We start from the raw sequence: 21,398 nt of genomic DNA, 5'->3' as shown, positions 1-21,398 counted from the left end.
CTATTCTAAAACAGGCGGGAGAGATCTGGTTAGCTCAGTCAATCACTTCTGAGATTGATCTTTACGTTCTTTAGCTACCCGTTCTTTGCACAAGGAGAGCATTCCTGTGGCTGCATTTAATGATCAGTGGCAGGCAGCAAGGCAACTACGCCAGGAAATCGTTGCTCAACGGCGGCAGCAGGTCTATGCTGCTCTCGACGGTTGGCAGCAGGAACGCTTTGCTAACGCTGCCCAGCTACGCCAGGCCCTGAACCAGCTGCATATAAACTTGCAGGATGAGACCGCTCTTTGGTTGGCTCAGGCCCGGCAGCATCGATTAACTCAGGCCCAGGTCCTAAGACAAAAATTGGCCGCCGATCAGCAGGAACTCGAGGCCGTTGTGAGTGACCTGCGCCTGGAGATTGCCCAAGATTTACAACGTCTGCAGCGCCGAGTAGCCAACCTGCGCCAGGAAACAGCGAGCCTACGAGCAGGGCATCGGCAGGCGCAGGCAATGCTGCGATCGCAACTCCTTCCTGAGCTAGAAGCTTACGTCACTGAACTGAAAACAGAAGTGGCGGCAGCCCTGAACGCCCTCACGATTGCCCGTCACGCTGCTGCAGCCCCACGCCAAGAACAACGGCAGCAGCAGCGCCAGGCTTTGGCAGAAGAAGTAGAAGCTTTATTCCACGATCTAGCGGATTTTCGTCAGGGCCTACGCAACTTTCGAGCTGAGCTAACAGCTCAAGTTTGGGGCCAAAGCGTCACAGGTACTCCCTTACTCCAGCCTGCGGTAGTCCAATCACAGCCTCAGGCTCAAGCCCAGGCTCACCGTCACCGAGAGGTGGTAGCACTCCCCACTGCGGCCCTAACGACTCAGCCTGTGGTTCCGGCAGTTCCACCCATCCTACCTACGCCGATGGCTGTCGCTGTCCCCTTGCCCGCACCGGCACCAGAAGTCGCTGAGCCTAAAAGCGATCACGTTGAAGAGTTGATCTACAACTACCTCCACAAAAGTCATGGAGCGCGGTTGACCGAGATTGAATCAGAGCTGGGAATTAGTCGCTTTCAGGCAGTTGATGCATTGCGATCGCTGATTCAGAAAGAACTAATTGTTCAGGAAGACCGGATTTATCACGTCCAAGAGGAAGCTGTCCTGTGAACACTGTGCTCCAAGCCCGCCCCCGCCACTTTGTTAGCACGCCCACAACCGAGCGAATTGCCCGCCGCGCCTTGCGCTACCTTCAGTCGGGTTACTCTATTCACCTGAAAGGTCCGGCAGGCACCGGAAAAACCACGCTGGGCCTACACCTAGCTGATCTGCTCGGTCGACCCATCATGCTTCTCTTTGGAGACGATGAATTTAAGACCTCAGACTTGATTGGTAATCAGACGGGCTATACCCGCAAAAAAGTCGTAGACAACTACATTCACAGCGTTGTTAAAGTCGAGGACGAACTGCGCCAGAACTGGGTTGATTCTCGTCTGACGCTGGCCTGTCGCGAGGGGTTTACTCTGGTCTACGACGAATTTAACCGCTCTCGTCCTGAGGTTAACAACGTCCTGCTCTCGGCCCTGGAAGAGAAGTTGCTGGTGCTGCCGCCCAACAACAATCGCTCTGAGTATATTCGGGTGAGCCCCCATTTCCGGGGAATTTTCACCTCAAACCCAGAAGAATACTGCGGCGTTCACGGTACCCAGGATGCTTTGCTAGACCGGCTAATCACCATTGATATGCCAGAACCAGACGAGCTAACTCAGCAGCAAATTTTAGTGCAAAAGGTGGGACTAGAGGCCGCCTCGGCCCTAACTGTGGTTAGAGTTGTGCGAAACTTCCACGCTAACATGGCCCCCGATATGGTTTCTAGCCTGCGGCCCAGCCTTATGATCGCCACGATTTGCCAGCAGCACCAGATCCCCACCCTGGCCGAAGACCCAGAGTTTCGTGATGTGTGCAGTGACGTGCTGCTTTCTCGATCTAAAGAAGCTCTGCCCGATGCCACCCGTCACCTCTGGGAGGTCTTCAACTCTCTAGTTGGAGCACAGGAAGCGGAAACGGAAATTCTGGTAGCTGAAAAACTGCAAAGCGAACCTAGTACCGCCCGTCTGCACGGGGAGCAACCAAAATCAGAGCAAGCGTCCACCGAATGGGTTGAGCAGTCCATTCTGCAGACTGAACTCATTCCTCAAGAAGCCTCTCTACCTCAAGAAACCTCCTTGGCTCAAGAAACCTCCCTGGCAACCAAAGCTGAGGATGGCTCCATTCCAGCTGAGGAAAATCCTCATGAAGCTCGCATCCATAGCTTCATTCTGGAACAGGGCGAAGCTAAGCTATCCGACATTGAGGAGTCCCTACAGTTGAACCGCTTTCAAGTGGTCAATGCTTTGAAATCTATGCTGGACCAGGGCCTGCTGATGAAGCATGAGCAGGTCAGCCAACCCTCGGTCTACCGCCCCTATTCTGAGCTAGAGCATCAGGCATGACTGCAACTCCTCTCTCTCGCCCCCAACCCAACCGCGCTATCACAACCTCTACCCAGGGTTCGTCCCTTGCAGACGTCTTAGAACGGGTGCTAGACAAAGGTGTGGTCATCGCCGGAGATATCTCGATTTCGGTTGGGTCTACCGAACTGCTGAGTATCCGCATTCGTCTGCTGATCTCGTCGGTGGACAAAGCCCGTGAAATCGGCATCAACTGGTGGGAAAACGATCCCTACTTGAGTAGCCGCAATCAGGAACTGCTGGCAACCAATCAGCAGCTCCAGAGTCGTCTGGAAACTTTAGAAGCTGAACTGAGAGCCCTAAAGGCTGCTCAGGAGTAAGCTATCAGCTTAATTTTCGAGCGATGGTGCAAAAAGAGATACAGCGAGAGACCGGGTTTCTTGAAGAAACTTGGTCTCTCGTTGCGATCGCACTCACCTACCGCTATTTCTGTAGCGGCAACTTCACCTCTTGCAGGGCATAGCTATAGGTGAGTTGGGTAGCGGGTTGTAAGTATCTCTTTTTTGTGCGTTATTTATAGGGGGTTCAGTTGCCCATAGTTCACGCTGAGCACGATTACTTATGCGGTTTTGGCGATCGCTATTGCGAATTTTCCTCGGCATCTTGGTAGGGTTTTTTCTGGTCGTGGCGCTCCAGGCTTGCCTCTCTGAGCAAACGCCTCCAGTCACTAGTTCCCCCACCGTGGACACTTCCCAGGCAGCAGTTCCCGTCCCCAAAGAAATGCCGCTGCCCCCTGCAACAGAGGCTATCGTTGCCAGTGCAGAGCCAAACGGCCTCTACAACCCGCCCCGAGGTGACGTGCGCCTAGTCGTCATCAGCGACTTAAACAGTGCCTACGGCTCGACCGATTACGATCCTGAAGTGGATAAAGCCATGACGCTGCTGCCCTTCTGGCAGCCCGATCTCGTGGTATGCAGCGGCGACATGGTGGCTGGACAAAACCCAACCCTCTCTGAAGATCAGCTCAAGGCTATGTGGGCAGCTTTTGACGAACACGTTACAGCCCCTTTGCGGCAAGCAAAGCTGCCCTTTGGATTTACCGTTGGCAATCATGATGCATCAAGCGCTCAGAGTGCGTCGGGCAGTTTTTTGTTTGAGCGCGAGCGGCAGGTGGCGACGGACTACTGGATCGATCCAGGCCATGATCCTGGCGTTGAGTTCGTCGATCGCTACGAGTTTCCGTTCTATTACACCTTCAAGTTAGACGACCTTTTCTTTCTGGCTTGGGATGGTTCATCTCACTTGCTACCTCAAGACAAACTCGATTGGGTTGAGCAGGCGCTAGAGAGCCCCGCAGCCCAGTCGGCCAAACTCAAGATTTTGCTAGGACACTTGCCCCTCTACGGTATTGCTGTGGGGCGCGACAAGCCGGGTGAAGTTCTAGCCAATGCCGACTCACTGCAGGAAATGTTGGAGCGACATCAGGTTCACACCTACATCAGTGGTCACCAGCACGCCTACTACCCTGCTCACAAAGGTCAGCTACAGCTTTTACACACAGGCATTTTAGGCTCTGGGCCACGTCCATTTATTGACAGTCAACTGCCGCCCCAAAAAGCCTTGACCGTGATGGATATCAGCTTTGCCTCCCCCGATCTGACGACCTACACCACCTACGACATGCAAACGCTTCAGCTGATTGAGCTGGAGCAGCTGCCCCGGCAGATTACAGGCCACAACGGTAGAGTGTTGCGCCGCGATGTTGATGCAGAAGACTTGACGGCCTCGGAACTATCCGCCTGTGAAAGCCGCTTGAGTGCTGACTTATGTCGGGCTTAGGATTTCTACCCTGTCTACACTATAGCGAGCTACCTGCGCTTTAAATATTGCTATGGGGCTTGGGGAGGTGCGATCGCTAATTCTAAACCAGGCTAGTGCAGCGTAGAATAGTGCTTCCCTAAACTGGCTGCAGCCCGTAGAGCAAAATGATCAGCAGCGGTGTCATGATGGCTTGAATTACGCTAAGCGGCAGCCCTACCCGAGTAAAGTCGAAAAACCGGTAGCCGCCAGGACCATAGACCATTGTATTGGTCTGGTAACCAATCGGAGTCATATAGCTGTTAGAGGCAGCAAACGTAACCGCAAACATAAAAGCAAAGGGATTGAGGTTCAGTTTATTAGCCACCTCCACTGCCACCGGCAGCATCAGCACGACTGTTGCATTATTCGACAAAATTTCTGTCAGCAGCAGCGTAACCACATAGAAAAACAGCAAAATCCAGTAGTCCGAGAGCTGCCCTCCTGCTGCGACTAGCTGGGTTGCCAGCCAATCAGTCGCCCCCGACTTCTGCATCGCGACCCCTAGCGGAATCAGCCCTGCTAGCAGAAAGATAATGTCCCAACGCACTGCACCGTAAATTTCTCCTGGTCGCAAGCACCCGGTCAAGATCATGAGCACGACGCCAACCAGGGCAGACACCAAAATCGGCATCCAGCTAAAGGCTGCAGCAGCAATGACGCCTAGCATGATCGCTAAGGCAATCCAGGCCTTATCCGGCCTCATGGTTTCAGCATCGCGCTGATCTAGGACCAACAGTTCTCGTGTAGTTTGCAATCCTAGAATGCTGTCTTTGGGGCCTTGCACCAGCAGTAGGTCGCCAAAGCGCAGCGGCACTCGTCCCATCCGCTCCCGAATCAGTTCTTGCCCTCGACGAATAGCCAGCACTGTTGCGTTGTAGCGCTGTCGAAACCGCAGTTCTTTAAGGGTGGAGCCACTTAGCCGAGAGTTCGACAGGATCATCACTTCTGCAATTTTTTCCTCGCTGGAGCTGAGATCTGGATCTATAACCTCATCTCTGGCCTCATCTAGAGCATCAGCCTGCAGGTGACGGTCAGAAACCAGGTCCAACCCCCTCTGACTGCGGATCTGGATCAAATCCTCTCGTGTGCCCCGCACCAGCAAAATATCGCCTGCTGTCAGTACCTTGTCTGCCAAAGGCGGCGGAAAGTGAGACCCCTGCCGAAACAGCTCTAGCACATCGATGTCATAGCGGCGCTGCAGTTCACTGGCCCGTAAAGTTTGACCAATCAGGTTAGAGTCGGGCGTGATCACCAGCTCTGTCACGTAATCATCTAGACCATAGTCTTGGCTTAGAGACTGGCTGGCTGGCGGCCTGCGATTGGGCAGCAGTCGGGGAGCAACCAGAGAAAGATACGTCAACCCCACTAGAAATGTGATGATGCCCAGCGTTGTGAACTGAAACAGACTAAACTCGCCATACCCAAGCTGTTGGGAAATACCGCTCGCCAAAACGTTGGTAGATGTGCCAATGACCGTAATCATGCCGCCCAGCACCGTGGCATAGGAAAGGGGGATCAACAATTTGGACGGCGAAATCCGCTGTTTTTTGCACCAATCCTCCACAATCGGCAAAAATACCGCTACAACCGCCGTGTTGTTGATAAATGCTGTCATTGGGCCAACAAGAGCCCCCATGACTAGAATTTGCCGGCTAGGGTTTTTGCCGCCCCATTGAACCAAAAAGTTTCGCGCTACCTGAAGAAGCCCTGTTCGGGCAATGCCCGAACTCAGGATGAACATGCACATGACGGTGATAGTGGCCGAGTTACCAAAGCCAGAAATGCCCTCTTCAGGAGTCACCAGACCCAGCAGAATCAGCACAATTGCTACCATCAGAGCCGTGATGTCGATGGGAAACCACTCAACCACAAAGGCTACGAGGGCTAGCACGACGACTAGCAGCGTCAGAAAGATGGGATTGACCAAAGTGATCATTCAACAGGTGCTTTCGGTTGGGCAGCAGAAGGAATAATCTACCACGGCCAGAGCCCTTTCTAGGTTAGAAATCCACGCGTCTAGTCAAGAAGCCCCAACTCTATATTTTGCATTGGGTGTATTTTGCATTAGGCGCTCACCGATTTGATCTTAGGACCATCTGTTCTTCGGGGGTTCGGGGACTGTGCGATCGCAATTCCACACCCACCAGATTCACTGTTCCCTCTTTCAAAATACTCCCTGAAAAGCTTCTAGACAAAATTTGTTGGCGTACAGGACTTAATCGCTAGAGAAAATTTAACAGTAGCTGGGAACTCTATTTTCAACCCAGTCAATGAGGAGCACGCCTAGCGGATTTTCCATCAAGGTGGCTATCAAAACTAAGTAACTGTTCCTAATAGAAAAGACTGTCTCCCCCGCCAAAGGTTTTACAACGTTTCTGTCCACCAACTTTATTTCTCTCAGCTGTCCAGGTGATTTCAGGCTGTGAGATGGCAACTATAAGCGACTGAGTCTACTTCAAGGAAGCTCCACTCAACTCCCTGAAGAGCCTTGTCTACCTCCTGCTCGCCTGCCGGGAATTCTGTTTTCGGTGCCTATTTTTTGTGTTTACTTTTCTGTTTGAAGAGAGTGCCATGACCCACGTACCTACCATTACCGACACTGTAACCATCCTCCGAACCACTCCCGAAGACACTCCCTTCAGCTTGACGGGTCTTACCATTGCCGATCTAGATGGAGAAAACCAGACCGTTACGCTAACAGTAACTAACGGCACTTTAGGTCTAGGCACCACAACTGGTTTAACTGGGCTGATTGGCTTAAACACAAGTAGCCTCAGCTTTTCTGGGTCGCTGGTTGATATTAATGTGGCGCTGGCCGGCCTGGTCTTTAACCCTGCTGCTAACTACTATGGCCCAGCGGTGCTTACCCTGGGTGTCAACGATGGTGACCAGACGGCTAGCAAAACCATCAATCTCAATGTCACTGCCGTTAATGATGAACCAGCCCTATCTCCTGGCGCTGTCACGGTTGGCGAGGGCGGCACGGTTTCCTTTGCAGCGACCAATTTAGGGCTGATTGATGCAGATAACCAGCCGGTTCAGCTGATCGTCAAAATTCACAGCCTGCCCACCCGAGGCTACCTAACCCACGGCGGGGCTCCGGTGGTAGTGGGTTCAACCTTCTCCTCCGACCAAATTGCCCAACTGGTGTACCACCACGACGGCAGCCAAGCGCTAGGCGCTAGCGGCACCCTGGATGGCTTTCAAGTAACGGTGGAGGATGGCGCTGGCGGATTGGTGCCGCCGACAACTCTGCCGATTATAGTTACACCCGTCAACCAACCAACAGCTGTCACGGGTCAAAACACTGTCTTTGAAGGTGAGCAGGATCATCCGGTCACCATTACCTTGAGTGATCCTGACCAAAGCCAGCCCTTTAGCCTGCAAATTTTGAGCCTGCCCAGCGATGGAGTGCTCAAGGCAAACGGCACAGCAGTTGTGACCGGGCAGATTCTAACGGCCAGTGACCTGGCCAATCTTACCTACAGCCACAATGGCAACGATCAGAACGGCGGCTTTCCCCCCAACGACGGCTTCAACGTGCGGGTTACAGACGATGGCGGTGGCACAGCAACGCCTGCTACTGTAACGGCCACTATTCGCCTCAATATCATTGCCGACAACGATGACCCGGTGCTTGTCAGAAATACTGGGGCCAGCTTGGACGGCGTGCGGCAGGTGCAGCTGACCAGTGCCATGCTTCAGGTCGCCGACCCCGACTCTAGCAATCAGCAGCTTACCTACACCGTAACGGCCCTACCTAATCAGGGCCTCGTCCTCTATGCCGACAACGGCACCCTGCGCCGTATGGGGGTAGGCGCTTCGTTTACCCAGAGCGATCTCAATAGCGGCAAGATCTCTTACTACTTTCTCAACAGCGCCGGCAGCACAGCAGTTACCGACAGTTTTAGATTCACCGTGCGGGATGGGGAACTGAGAGTTTGGCCCAGCTTGCGTGAGGGCGGCATTTACCCCGACGCGGGCCAGACTACGCCGCTGTCAGAGCTAACCTTTAATTTCAGTGTTAGAAACCTGACAGGCGCTGGCGCTGACGCTGGCAGTTTTCCCGAAAGACCCACCAGCCTACCCCCCGCCGTAGACATTAATACTGGAGCCAATGTCGTCAACACTGGAGGCCAGCTCAACGAAGGGGCCACCATTACAATTGATGCTGTCAAGTTAACAGTTATTGATAGCGACAGCCCGCCAGAGCAGATTATCTTTCGCCTGATGTCGATACCGACTGGCGGCAAGCTGCTGCTGAACGGCAATCAGCTCAACGCTTATCAAAGCTTTACTCAAAAAGATATTAATGACGGTCTACTGACCTTTATTCACGACGGTAATGAGGTCTTTATTGATGGCTTCAACTTTACGCTGAGTGACGGCAGCAACGTAGTCTCTAACGGCGGGGTTCCCTTCGTCTTTGCGATTGATGTAACGCCTCAAAATGATGCGCCTGAGATCGCAACCCAAGGCTCTCCCTTTGTAGTAGAAGGGGGCACCGTTGTCCTCAACAACACCCACATTGCCCTCAGCGATGTAGACGGCAGCGGGGATAAGGTTGGCATTGGCTTTGCCGCCCCCAACAGCCTGACGTTCAAGGTGTTAGACCTGCCCGATTATGGCATCCTGCAAGTTGATCAGGGCGCTGGCTTTGTCGCCGTGACCGCTGCGACCGTAATCACCAAGGCCCAGCTCGATAACGGCAGGCTGCGTTACCTACACGATGGCAGCGAAAACTTTGCCGACAGCTTTCAAGTTCAAGCAGACGACAACTCCGGTGCGGCCAATCCTCTGAGTTCTGCTAGAACTGTTAACATCAACATCGCCAAGCTCAATGATAATCCGGCCTTTTCCTCTGCCATCAGCTTGAAGGTAGCTGAAGGGGAAAAAGGCACCATCAAAGGATCAATCCACGCGCCTGGCGAGGCCCATTTGGTCTACGCCGATCCCGACAACAACACCCTTCAGCGGCAGTACCGCATTACCCAAAAGGTTGCTTTTGGGAAGCTCCTGAGGGGCGGCGCGGTTCTGGGAGTGGGCAGCGTCTTCACCCAGAAGGATCTCGATGATGGACTGATTGAGTATCAGCACGACGATTCAGAAAACTTTAGCGACCTGTTTAGGTTTGAGGTGCGCGACGGGGGCGGCGGCATAGTTCCTGGCAGCTACGCTATCAGCGTCAATCCCACGGTAAACGATGCTCCCACTCTTACCGTGCCCACTGCGGCGCAGACCTTTAATACAGTCGCCCCCTTTGTTTTTAGCACTGCCAAGGGCAACGCGATCACCATAACGGATCCCGATCTGCTTTCAGTAGACATCGGCGAAGTCGACATCCTGCAAGTCACGCTGGACCTGCGCTATGCCGGTGCAACTACTCTGGAGGGAACGCTCAGCCTACCCTCCATTATGGGCCTGACCTTCCTCAGTGGAACCGTAAACGGACAGTCCAAAATCACCTTTCAAGGCACAAAGCAGGCTGTTGATGCAGCACTAGAAGGTCTTCAGGTGATCGTCATTAACGATCTCGACAAAACCTTCGACCTGGTCGTAACGGTAAACGATCTCAACAACGGCGGCCGCGACCCCAACCCGCTGCCCCCCGGCTACAGCACGATTGTCACTAAGACGATTCAAATCAACGCTAGCAACGACAACGATGTCCCTACCCTCACCACGCCGCTTACGGCAGCAGTGAATGAGGATCTGGCGCTGGCTTTTAGCGCGGCAGCAGCGGGTCTGATTACGGTTGGCGATGCCGATGATTTTGGGGCAGCCCTGACAGCCACCGTTGCGGTCGACACGGGCAAAGGCATTCTGTCACTGCCAGGAGCTACCGGCAGCGGAACGGCAGCACTGACTCTCACAGGCACCAAGGCTCAGATCAACGCTGCACTGGCCAGCCTGGTTTATACCCCTACGGCTGACTACAACGGACCCGCAACGCTAACCGTAACGGTCAACGACAACGGTAATACTGGGCCAGGACCCGCCAAGACTGCAACTCAAACGGTCGGTATTACCGTTAACCCGATCAACGATTCGCCCACGCTACAGGTACCAACAGCGGTTCAGGTAATTGCTAGCGGCAGCCCTCTAACCTTTCTGACAGGCGCGATCGCAATCGACGACGCCAAGGACCTCTCCCAAGGTGCAGCTGATTTCTTTAAGGTAACGGTCAAGGCCACGTTGGCCACTAGCAACAGCCTGTTTGGCACGCTGCTTGCCGTCCCGAGTGGCAGTGCCAATGTCACCCTGGGTGGCAGCACGATCACTATTCAAGGAACGCGGGCCGATGTCAATGCCACCCTTGGCCTGCTGAGCTATCTCCCAGCCATCACCAATATCGATGCCAGCGTGCAGCTAACGGTTACGGTAGACGACGGCAACAATGGAGCCGAAGGCACCGGCAGCGTGGGCGGCAGCCCAACCGTCAGCAAGACGATCAATGTCAATGTTTCTAGCAGCAATGACGCACCGATTGTTGCCGCTCCAACTAATAGCCTGAACGTCAGCGAAGACAGCTCGATCACCCTGACCGGAGCAGGCAACCTATTCAGTTTTACCGACGCCGACGATTTTGGAGCCAACAACCTCAGGGCGACCATCACAGCCACCAAGGGCACCCTGTCGCTGGTAGGAGCCGACGGCACTACCGTAAGCGGCACCGGCACCGGCATCCTGACGCTAGAAGGCACCAAAGCCCAAATCAACGCCGCCCTCGACGGCCTGATTTTCACGCCCGTTGTCAACTACCACGGCACTGCCAACATCACTCTTGAGGTTAATGACCGGGGCAATACGGGCGCGGGCGGTGAACAGACCGACAGCAAAACCATCGCTCTTATCGTCAATCCAGTCAACGACCAGCCGACGGCCAGCGGCAACGTGAGTGTGGGTGCGATCGCAGAAGACACCACCCCCTCCGGTACACTGCTCTCTACGCTACTAGGTCCCAGCTACAGCGACCTCACTGATAACCAGGCCGGCAATGGTGGCGGTAATACGGCTACCGGCCTCAGCTACATTGCCATCATCGGCAGCAACAGCTACACCGGAGGTCAGGGAATCTGGCAGGTGAGCGACGGCGGCACTGGCTGGATCGACATTCCCAACAGCGGGCTTTCGCTGACCGCAGCACTGGTCTTTCCCAGTAACCGGGAGATCCGCTTTGTTCCAGCTACTAATTTTCACGGCACTCCCGGCACCTTAGCTGTGTATCTGGCCGACGCCAGTGCGGCTATTACCGCCAGTACGGCTGCCAGCCTGGGCCAGAGAAAAGATCTCAGCAGCAATGGCGGTACCGGTTCTACAGGTGCCTGGTCCACCACTTCGATTCTCATCGGCACAGGGGGAGTTACCGCTGTTAACGATGCCCCCACCATTAGCACTCCTGGTACCGCAGCTGCCCTTGTTAGCATCAACGAAGACGCTACTAATCCGGTTGGAGCTACAATTTCATCGCTCTTTGGTAGCAAATACAGCGATGCTTTAGATAACCGGAACATTGTGACTGGTGGTGCCAGCAGCGCCACGACCTTTGCAGGCATTGCTATTACCGGCAACGCAGCCGACAGCCTAATACAGGGCACCTGGCAGTACAGAAACGGCAGCACCGGCACATGGACCAATATTCCGACTGCAGGATTGAGCGACGCCAGCGCTTTGGTGCTGGCAGCCACAGCTTCACTGCGTTTTTTGCCCGCTGCTAACTATAACGGCGAACCTGGCAAACTGACAGTGCGCTTCTCTGACGGCAACGGCTTTACGGCAGGCAGCGCGGTCAACCTGGGCAGCGTCGGCGGCACCAGCGGCTGGTCAACCAACATCACTACTCTGATGACTACCGTTAACGCAGTTAACGACAATCCAGTCATCAGCGGCAGTGACATTACCTCCACCTACGTTGAGAACAGCAGCGGTAGTGCCGTTGGTAGCGGCATCACTGGCGTTAGCGACGTGGAGATTGGCCGCACCGAGGTAACCGACCAAGTTACGGCAACGGTTAGAATCACCAACTTCTTTAGCGGCGATCAGCTTACCTTTGCGACAAGCGGTACTGGCATCACGGTCACCAACCAGGGCAGCGGAGCCTACAACCTCAGTGGCGGCACTCTGACCAACATGCAGGCAGTCTTGCAGTCGGCTACCTACTCCTCAATCAACGAAAACCCCACCGACTACAACAACTCCAAAACCTCACGCACGATTACCTTTCAGGTCAACGACGGCCAAGCAGCCAACAACCTGTCCAACACCGTCACCAGCATCGTCACAGTGCAGGCTGTCAACGATGCTCCTGTAGTAGTCACCAGCAGCGGCACCGCCTCCTTTACTGAGGGCAACAACATTGCCTCAACTCCCGTGGTCATCGATGCAGCTCTAACCGTAGGAGATGTCGATAACCTCACGCTAGCGTCTGCCACGGTTGCTATTACGGGTGGGTTTGAGGCAGATAAAGATGTTTTAGCCTTTACCAACACCAGCCCTGCCCTCTACGGCAACATCAGCGGCAGCTACAACGTTGAGACAGGACAGCTCAGCTTCATCTCTATTGGGGCAACGGCGACCCTATCTCAGTGGCAGGCGGCACTGCGGGCGATCACCTACACCAATACTAGCGACACCCCCAGCAACGCCAACCGCACAATCTCCTTTAGGGTTAACGATGGCGCACTCAATAGCCTGATCGCGACCAAAATCCTAGTAGTCACTCCGGTCAACGATACTCCAATCGCGGTTAATGACAGCAATAGCGTGGTGGAGGATGCGATCGCACCCTCCAGCGGCAACGTTCTTACTAACGACACCGACCTCGACAACCCCGGAGCACTGGTCGTCACCCAGTTTAGCAAAGGCACCACCACCGTCACCGACCCCAATCAAGACATTGCCGGTACCTATGGCAGCCTTAATTGGAACAGCGACGGCACCTACGCCTATACCCTGAACAACGCCAGCCCAGCAGTGCAGGCCCTTGATGAAAATGAGACCCTAACCGACAGCTTCACCTACACCATCAGCGACGGTCGGGGCGGCACTAACACTGCATCCCTGACCATCACAATCAACGGTAAAAATGATGCGCCTGTTGCCACAGTATTAGCCAACCAAAGCAGCCTCGATAAAGGCATCGTCAACCTCAATATCAAAGGCAGCTTCAGTGACCCCGATACCACTGACATCCTCACCTACAGCGCCACAGGTTTACCCGCAGGGTTAATCCTCGACCCGATAACAGGCATTATCAGCGGCACGATTGATCGCAGTGCTTCCCAGAGCGGTCCTGGCAGTAACGGCATCTACACTGTGGCCGTTACCGCAACTGACAATAACGGGGAAAAAGCGACCCAATTCTTCACCTGGACAATCGCAAATCCGGCTCCCACCGCTACCAACAACGCTAGCAGCGTGGGCGAAGACGGGACTTTAATCCGCAGCGGCAACCTCATTACCGACAACGATGGCAGCGGTGTAGACAGCGACCCCGATGGTGACTCACTCAGCATCATAGCTATTCAAAAAGGGGCAACGACCGCTACCAACCCCGGTCAACCTGTTACCGGCAGCTACGGTAGCTTGGCCTGGAATAGCAACGGCACCTACACTTACACGCTGAATAACGTCAGCCCAGCAGTGCAGGCCCTCGATGACAATGAAACCCTAACCGATACGTTCACCTACACCGTGAGCGATGGCCAGGGTGGCACCAGCAATGCAACACTGGCTATCACCATCAACGGCAGAAACGATACCCCGTTGTCAATAGCGTTAAATAGTCAAAGCAGTGTTGACCAAGGCATAGTCAGTCTCGACCTATCAAGCAGCTTCAGCGACCCCGATACCACTGACAAGCTCACTTACAGCGCTACAGGTCTGCCAGCGGGCTTAACTATTGCTCCAGCTACAGGCATTATCAGCGGCACAATTGACCGCAGTGCTTCCCAAGGCGGGGTTAATGGCATTTACACTGTGGCTGTCACCGCAACAGACAACAATGGTGCAACCACCTCTCAATCCTTCACCTGGACAATCGCGAACCCAGCTCCCACCGCTACCAACAACGCAGGCAACGTAGGTGAAGACGGCACCCTAACCCGCAGCGGCAACCTCATTACCGACAACGATGGCAGCGGCGTAGACAGCGACCCTGATGGCGACCCGCTCAGCGTCAGCGCCATCACCCGCGGCAACACTACAGTCACTGACCCCAATCAGGATGTCGCAGGTAGCTACGGTAGCTTGAATTGGAACAGCGACGGCACCTATACCTACACGCTGGACAATACTAATTCAGCAGTGCAGGCTCTGGATGAGAATGAAACCCTAATCGATACGTTCACCTACACTGTGAACGATGGCCAGGGTGGCACTAACACCGCAACACTGGCTATTACCGTCAATGGCAAAAATGATGTTCCGGTGTCAACTGCACTGAGCAGTCAAAGCAGCGTTGACCAAGACGTAGTCAATCTCAACCTATCGGGCAACTTCAGCGACCCTGATACCGCTGGCAAGCTCATCTTCAGTGCTACGGGTCTGCCCCCAGGGTTAACCCTCGACCCTACTACAGGAATTATCAGCGGCACGATTGACCGCAGCGCTTCCCAAGGCGGCAGCAACGGCCTCTACACCGTGGCTATCACTGCAACAGATAACAATGGTGCAACCACCTCTCAATCCTTCACCTGGACAATCGCGAACCCAGCTCCTACCGCTACCAACAACGCAGGCAACGTAGGTGAAGACGGCACCCTAACCCGCAACGGCAACCTCATTACCGACAACGACAGTAGCGGCGTGGACAGTGACCCTGATGGCGACCCGCTCAGCATTAGCGCCATCACCCACGGCACCACCACAATCACTGACCCCAATCAGGATGTCGCAGGTAGCTACGGTAGCCTGAATTGGAACAGCAACGGTACCTATACCTACACGCTGAACAATACTAATTCAGCGGTACAGGCCCTCGATGACAATGAAACTCTAACCGATACGTTCACCTACACCGTAAGTGATGGCCAGGGCGGCACTAGCACCGCAACGCTAACCATCACCATCAACGGGAAGAATGATGCTCCGCTCTCAACACCATTAATTGATCAAAGCAGCGTTGACCAAGGCGTAGTCAATCTCAACCTATCGAGCAACTTCAGTGACCCTGATACCGCTGGCAAGCTCATCTTCAGTGCTACAGGTCTGCCCCCAGGGTTAATCCTCGACCCTACTACAGGAATTATCAGTGGCACGGTTGACCGTAGCGCTTCCCAGGGCGGCAACAACGGCCTCTACACTGTGGCTGTCACTGCAACAGACAACAATGGTGCAACCACAACTCGATCTTTCGCCTGGACAGTTGCGAACCCGGTTCCTACGGCTACCAACAACTTTGCCAATGTTAGTGAGGACGGCGATACCCTAATCCGCAGCGGTAACCTCATCACTGACAACGATGGCAGCGGCGTAGACAGTGACCCTGATGGCGACCCGCTCAGCGTCAGCGCTATTACCCACGGCACCACCACGGTCAATGACCCAGCCCAACCTGTTGCTGGTAGCTACGGTAGTCTGACCTGGAATACCAATGGCACCTACACCTACACACTAGACAACGCTAACCTAGCAGTGCAGGCCCTTGATGAGAATAAGAGCCTGACCGATACGTTCACCTACACTGTGAATGATGGCCAGGGTGGCACTAATACCGCAACACTGGCTATCACCGTCAATGGCAAAAACGATGCTCCGCTATCAACTGCACTGAGCAGTCAAAGCAGCCTTGACCAAGGCGTAGTTAATCTTGACCTAGCGGGCAACTTCAAGGATCCCGACGCTACCGACAAACTCATCTTCAGCGCTACAGGCCTACCAGCGGGATTGGCTATTGACCCCGCTACAGGCATCATCAGTGGCACGATTGACCGCAGCGCTTCCCAGGGCGGCAACAACGGTATCTACACCGTGGTCGTCACTGCAACAGACAACAATGGTGCAACCACCTCTCAATCTTTCGCCTGGGTTGTCACGAACCCGGCTCCTACGGCTACCAACAATGCTGCCAGCGTGAGTGAGGACGGCGGCGACACCCTAATCCGTAGCGGCAACCTCATCACTGACAACGATAGCAGCGGCGTAGACAGTGACCCTGATGGCGACCCGCTCAGCGTCAGCGCCATCACCCACAGCACCACCACAGTCAATGACCCAGCCCAACCTGTTGCTGGTAGCTACGGTAGCCTGACCTGGAACAGCGACGGCACCTACACCTACACGCTGGACAATACTAATCCAGCAGTGCAATCTCTGGATGAGAATGAGATTCTGACTGATACGTTCACCTACACCGTGAACGATGGCCAAGGTGGTATTAGCACCGCAACGCTAACTATTACCGTCAACGGGAAGAATGATGCTCCGCTGTCAACACTGTTAATTGCTCAAAGCAGCGTTGACCGAGGCGTAGTTAATCTTGACCTATCAGGTAACTTCAGCGACCCCGACGCTACCGACAATCTCATCTTCAGCGCTACAGGCCTACCAACGGGCTTGGCTATTGACCCAGCCACAGGCATTATCAGCGGCACGATCGACCGCAGCGCTTCTCAGGGTGGCAGCAACGGCGTCTACACCATTGCTGTTACCGCAACTGACGATAACGGAGAACAAACCACCCAATCTTTCACTTGGGCTGTAACGAATCCTGCGCCTACGGCTACCAACAATGCTGGCAGCGTAGTTGAAGATGGCACTTTGATACGCAGTGGCAACTTGATCAGTGCCAACGAAGGTTCTGGTATAGACAACGATCCTGATGGCGATCCACTGATTGTCACCGCTATTCAAACCGAGAGAGCCACAGTTACCGACCCGACCCAACCTGTATCAGGTAGATACGGCAGCCTGAGCTGGAATAGTGACGGCACCTACACCTACACGCTAGACAATGCTAATTCGGCGGTGCAGGCCCTTGATGAAAACGAAACTCTGACAGACACATTCACCTACAGTGTGAGCGATGGCCAAGGCGGCATTAACAGCGCAACGCTGACTATTACCGTTAAAGGCAGCAACGATGCCCCACTGTCAACAGTATTGAGCAATCAAAGTAGTGTTGACCAGGGTGTAGTTAATCTCAATTTATCGGGCAATTTTAGTGACCCTGATACCGCTGGTACCCTCACCTACAGCGCCACAGGTTTGCCTACAGGATTAACTCTCGACCCAATTACAGGCATTATCAGTGGCACGATTGACCGCAGCGCTTCTCAGGGTGGCAACAACGGCCTCTACACTGTGGCTGTCACTGCAACAGACAACAATGGTGCAACCACCTCTCAATCCTTCACTTGGGCGGTTGCGAACCCAGCTCCCACAGCTACTAAAAACGTTGGCAGTGTGGGTGAAGACGGCACCCTAACCCGCAACGGCAACCTCATTACCGACAACGACGGTAGCGGTGTGGACAGTGACCCTGATGGCGACCCTCTCATCATCAGCGCTATCACCCATGGCACCACCACGGTTACAGACCCCAATCAAGATGTCATAGGCAATTACGGTGGCCTGAACTGGAACAGCGATGGCACCTACACCTATGTGCTGAGCAATGCCAACTCAGCAGTGCAGAGCCTCAATGAGAATGAGATTCTGACTGACACTTTTACCTATACACTGAGCGATGGTCAGGGTGGCACCAGCACTGCAACACTGGTCATCACCGTCAACGGCAAAAACGATGCTCCGCTATCAACTGCACTGAGCAATCAAAGCAGCGTTGACCAAGGCGTAGTCAACTTTGATGTATCGGGCAACTTCAGCGATGTCGATACGACTGATGCCCTCACATTTAGTGCTACAGGGCTGCCTCTGGGTTTAGACCTGGATCCGACTACAGGCATTATTAGCGGCACTATCGACCGCAATGCTTCTCAAGGAGGCCCTGGCAGCAATGGTGTCTACACAATAGCCGTCACCGCTACCGATAACAGTGGAGAGCAGGCGACTCAAACCTTTACCTGGAGTGTTACAAACCCTGTCCCGATTGCAACTAACAATACTGGCAGCGTCGATGAAGACGTCGCGCTTACTCGCAGCGGCAACCTAATTACTGATAACGACGGCAGCGACGTAGACAGTGACCCAGACGGCGACGTGCTTAGCATTAGCGGCATTAGCCACGGGGCTAATGCCGTCACTGATCCGGCCCAGTCTGTCATAGGCAGCTACGGCAGCTTGAGCTGGAACACCGACGGTACCTACACCTACACGCTGAATAACGCCAGTCCAGCAGTGCAGGCCCTCAATGATGGTCAAACCCTTCTAGACACCTTTACCTACACATTGAACGATGGCCAGGGCGGCACTCATACAGCCAGCCTTGCTATCACCATCAATGGCAGAAATGATGCCCCGGTTCTAGATCTCAATGGGGGTGACGCTGGTAGCGACTATGTCGCTCGGTACTCTCCCTTGGCTGGAGCGGTTGCCCTAGCTCCAGGAGCGGCTCAAATCAGCGATGTAGACAATACTCTTTTGCAAAAGGTGACGCTGACACTGGTCGATCGCTTTAATGGCTCGGCTGACAAGCTGGTGTTGCTGGGAGCCTTGCCGTCTGGGATTACTGCAAGCGCCTACGACTCTGCAACCGGTCAGCTGGTTTTAACTGGAAGTGCATCGCTCTCGGCATATCAGGCGGCGCTGGCAGCGATTGGCTACGACAACACGGCTCAGGCTCCTGATCGGCGCGATCGCAACATTCAAATTGTTGTCAATGATGGTAAGGCCGATAGCATCCCAGCTACTACCAGAGTGCAATGGGACAGCGACAACGATGGCATTATTGACAGCAATGACCTTGATGATGACAACGATGGCATTCTAGATCGCGACGAGGATAAGAACCTTGATGGCGACAACGACCCGCTGACTAGCCCCACCGATACCGATGGCGACGGTATTCCTGACTACGTTGATCTAGACACCGATAATGACGGTATTCCCGACTATGTAGAGGCAGGACATGGTGCGCCAGATGCTGATGGTGATGGCCGGGTTGATGGGCCAGTCGGCAGCAACGGTATTCCCGACCGAGTTGAAACTAGCCCCGATTCAGGTACTATCCGCTATGCCTTGCTGGACACAGATAGCGACGGGGTGCCCAACTTTCAGGATCTAGACAGCGATGATGATGGCATTTCCGATTTGGTGGAGGCAGGCGGCCGCGATGCCGATGGCGATGCCTTAGTAGATAACTTCATCGACACTGACCGCGACGGCTTAGCCGACAGCGTAGACGGCAACAACGGCGGCTCCCCCTTGCCGGTGCTTGACACTGACCGCGACAGCACTCCCAACTACCGCGATCTCGATAGTGACAACGATGGCACCAGTGACTTAAAAGAGAGCGGCAATCCCCAGGCCATTGACACTAACAACGACGGCCGGGTAGATGGAACAGATCGCGATCGCGATGGGCTGAAAGACTCAATCGATGGCAACGATACCAGCTTCGGCAGCGGCGGTATAGCGATTCCGAGTCCCAAAGACAGCAATGGCGACGGCATCCCTGACTACCTCCAGAGCAGCATCGCCAATACGGGGAGCGGCACCCCTGGCGACGACATTGTCACGGGAGTAGACCCTAATGGCGGCATCAGCGGCTTGAGCGACCCCGATGCGTTCTATGGCTACGGCGGCAACGACATCATCAATGGCGGTAGCGACATTGACTTGATTGACGGCGGCGACGGCAACGATATGTTGAACGGCGGCAGTGGCCCGGACTTGATTCGAGGTGGCGCTGGTAGTGATGTGATCAGCGGCGGCAGCGGCAACGACTTTCTTGACGGCGGCTCCGGCAATGATGTGCTGATGGGCGGCTCTGGCGACGACTGGCTGATTGGCGGCGAAGGCAACGACACCCTAAACGGCGGGCGCGGCAACGACATCCTTATTGGCGGAGCTGGCGCAGATATCCTGATTGGGGGGCAGGGAGCAGACGTCTTCAAATACCAGGGTCCAGGCGATCTGGGCGATACGATTGTTGACTTTGAAATTTTGTTTGATCGCATCGACGTCAGTGCTCTGTTTAACCGTGCTGGCAGCTTCAGCAGCGCCATTCAGCTTCAGCAGGTAGGGCGAGATACTCAGGTTCTGGTCAACATAGGCGGCCCCCAACCCCTGGCCTTGCTGCGAGATGTCAATGCCAACACGTTGGGAGCCCGGCACTTTCTCTTTACGCCTATCTACACCTCTCCCCCTAGCAGCAATTCCTTGAGTTCAGGCAATCTATTGAGCTCCACCAATGCCTCTGCGGTGGGAACGTCTACGCCGAACCCTACCCTGCCTGTTGATAAATACGACGATTACCTAGCTTCTCACCCCGATCTCATCGCCGCTTTTGGCTACAACCTGACAGCCGCTAAGCAGCACTATGAGCAGACGGGTTGGCGAGAAGGGCGCTCAATAGACACCTTCTCTGAAGATATCTATCTGGCTTCCAATGGCGATCTTATGGAGGCATTTGGTTACGGTCTGGAAGCTGCGACCCGGCACTACATTGAGCATGGGTACTCAGAGGGACGTGCAACCAACCTGTTTAAGCCCCAGCTTTACCTCAATGCCTACTCCGATCTCAAAGCGGCCTTTGGTACGGATACCGCTGCCGCGACCCGGCACTACATCGAGCATGGCTATACCGAGGGTCGAGATCCGCTGCTGGGCTTTGACGCGGCTGCTTACATTGCCTCTCACAGAGATTTAATCACAACCTTTGGGTACAATCCGGTCGCGGGTCGTCAGCACTATCTGCAAAACGGCTACAGCGAAGGGCGCACGGTCACATTCCAGGCAGACGACTACCTGGCTTCCTATAGTGATTTGATCAAAACCTATGGCTATAACTTGGCAGCAGCTACCCAGCATTACATCACGCTAGGTGCAGGAGAAGGACGAGCAGCAGATTCATTTGATGAAAAAGCCTACCTCAGCCGCTACCCGGATCTGCAGGTGACTCTGGGCAACGATCTTGAAGCGGCTACTCGCCACTATATCCAGTTCGGCTATCAGGAAGGCAGAACAGCTCTATAAATTTGCAGTTTTTTGAATCT

Annotated in this window: 6 protein-coding genes; 5 read left to right on the top strand and 1 reads right to left on the bottom strand. The window is 54.4% G+C overall.

What is annotated here, in order from left to right:
- Window positions 1-106 precede the first annotated feature (106 nt).
- From H6G13_RS09740 to H6G13_RS09725, 4 genes are all read left to right on the top strand, one after another.
- Window positions 107-1,141, top strand: a complete 1,035-nt coding sequence (locus tag H6G13_RS09740) for a hypothetical protein (protein ID WP_190483016.1) — start codon at window positions 107-109, stop codon at window positions 1,139-1,141.
- Entirely contained in the window at window positions 1,138-2,463 is a 1,326-nt protein-coding gene (gene gvpN / locus H6G13_RS09735; protein WP_190483015.1) for a gas vesicle protein GvpN, read from the top strand. Before H6G13_RS09740 ends, gvpN begins: the two co-directional genes overlap by 4 nt.
- Complete coding sequence (locus tag H6G13_RS09730) at window positions 2,460-2,801, top strand: gas vesicle protein (RefSeq protein WP_190483014.1); 342 nt, start codon at window positions 2,460-2,462, stop codon at window positions 2,799-2,801. Before gvpN ends, H6G13_RS09730 begins: the two co-directional genes overlap by 4 nt.
- Window positions 2,802-3,042: 241 nt before the next feature.
- The gene (locus H6G13_RS09725) at window positions 3,043-4,260 is read left to right on the top strand and encodes a metallophosphoesterase (RefSeq protein ID WP_190483013.1); all 1,218 of its coding nucleotides are present in this window, start codon (window positions 3,043-3,045) and stop codon (window positions 4,258-4,260) included.
- Window positions 4,261-4,378: 118 nt separating this feature from the next.
- Here H6G13_RS09725 and H6G13_RS09720 read toward each other — a convergent pair whose 3' ends face one another.
- On the bottom strand, window positions 4,379-6,208 hold the full coding sequence (locus tag H6G13_RS09720; RefSeq protein ID WP_347277456.1) for an SLC13 family permease: 1,830 nt from the start codon (window positions 6,206-6,208) through the stop codon (window positions 4,379-4,381).
- A gap of 644 nt (window positions 6,209-6,852) precedes the next feature.
- On the opposite strand from H6G13_RS09720, the gene H6G13_RS09715 reads away from it, so the two are divergent.
- Window positions 6,853-21,378, top strand: coding sequence for an Ig-like domain-containing protein (locus H6G13_RS09715; protein ID WP_190483011.1), 14,526 nt, complete (start codon window positions 6,853-6,855; stop codon window positions 21,376-21,378).
- The last annotated feature ends 20 nt before the right edge of the window (window positions 21,379-21,398 follow it).

It is taken from the genome of Pseudanabaena sp. FACHB-2040, assembly GCF_014696715.1.
Lineage (GTDB): Bacteria > Cyanobacteriota > Cyanobacteriia > Phormidesmidales > Phormidesmidaceae > JACVSF01.
The sequence above is the reverse complement of the archived record's forward strand: the minus strand, read 5'-3'. Positions and strand labels throughout refer to the sequence as shown.